The organism is Paenibacillus sp. 05T425 (genome assembly GCF_056396205.1).
In genome coordinates, this window is sequence record NZ_JBFTLA010000038.1 from 1 (window position 1) to 1,625 (window position 1,625).

At 45.5% G+C, this 1,625-nt stretch carries 1 protein-coding gene; it reads left to right on the forward strand.

The genetic code is table 11. From position 1 onward, the window contains the following. On the forward strand, positions 1–1,248 hold a 1,248-nt coding region (locus AC1DF0_RS31890; protein ID WP_477577562.1), incomplete at its 5' end, for an IS110 family RNA-guided transposase. Between the last annotated feature and the right edge of the window lie 377 nt (positions 1,249–1,625).

Below are 1,625 nucleotides of genomic sequence, written 5' to 3' on the forward strand. Positions count from 1 at the left end.
GACAAGCAAAATCAACTCATAGAAAACATTACCGTCCATCACTTGGTTATCGGCGTAGACATCGCCCAAGAATCCCATGTAGCCCGCGCTGTCAGCTTTCGTGGAATTGCTCTAGGAACTCCACTCGAGTTCGGTAACCATCGTGAAGGATTCAATTTGTTCGCACATTGGATTCAGGATCTACTCAAATCCTACAAGCTTAGCAGCGTCATAGTTGGCATGGAGCCAACTGGCCACTACTGGTTTAGCCTTGCACGTTGGCTCCTCGATCAAGACATTGAGCCCGTTCTGGTTAATCCTCATCTCKTCAAAAAGAACAAAGAAAACCGAGATAATACACCTTCTAAAAGTGACTATAAAGATGCACTCGTCATTGCAGACATGGTCAAAAACGGGTATTACTCCCCCGTTCGTTTTCATCCAGAAGCTTTYGAGGAACTTCGCATTCTAATGGCAAACCGAGAAACGGTTACTAAACGCCTTAACGCCGCCGTTAATCAGATTCATCGCTGGGTGGACATTGTCTTTCCTGAACTTCGTCAAGTCTTTAAAATCCTTACTTGCATTAGTGCGATCGCAACACTAAGACTCTTCCCTTTACCGAAAGAGATCAGTGAGTTAACTACGGAACAAGTACTTTGCGGYTGGAAGCAATATGTAAAGCGGCATGCTGGAGTTAAACGTGCTGAACTGCTCATTTCACTTGCAAAATCCAGTGTGGGCACCACTCAAGCACTCCACGCTTACAAGCTCCATCTTGGGCAATTACTCGAAGAGTTTGACCTGGCAACGCGTCAGCTTGAACAAATTGAGCACGAGCTCCGCCTCATTCTTGAGCGTATTCCTTATGCACAGAAGCTTYTTGAARTACGCGGTGTYTATGTAACAAATCTAGCTGGTGTACTCGGGGAGGCTGGWGATCTAAGCGGATATACGCACGGAAATGCTTTACTTCGTCATGCTGGGYTAAATCTAGCTGAGGCTAGTTCTGGAAAATGGCGAGGAAAGATGGTGCTCAGCAAACGAGGCCGGCCACGTTTACGTCATTTTCTTTATCTCATGACGATGAGTATGGTTATGACAAATCCAGAAATTCGAGCCTCACATCGTTACAATGTAGAGGAAAAGAAMCTGAAGAAGATGAAATCCATCATGAAATTAATGGGTAAAGTAGCCCGAATGCTAATCGCTTTGGCTAAAAACARGACCGCTTACGAACCGATCAAGGTATTCCCACAAGCAGCATAAAACCTATTAATCCTCATCARCTCATGCATTCGCAGGATGACAAGAAGCACGGAGTATCGGGATACGTTACGCAAAAGGGCTATGACCCGTTCCGTTAGAAAGACCGACCTCCACCCCTTAGTTAAGACGTGACGAAGGAATGAAAGGGCTATGACCCGTTGAGACATGGGAGCGAGAATCGCTAAGGAGAAGTGGAGATGTGCGCATAATGGAACAATATGGGTGATTCCTATCCACCCTTTATTTACGCATGCCTTTTTCCCCATCTCCCAGCTACCGGCTCTCCCATCATCCTTTTCTTCAATTTAACTACAGGATGAACTCCTGCGAATTCATGAGTCTGAGTGAGGAAATTGAATCATTTCGAGGGAGCTTAA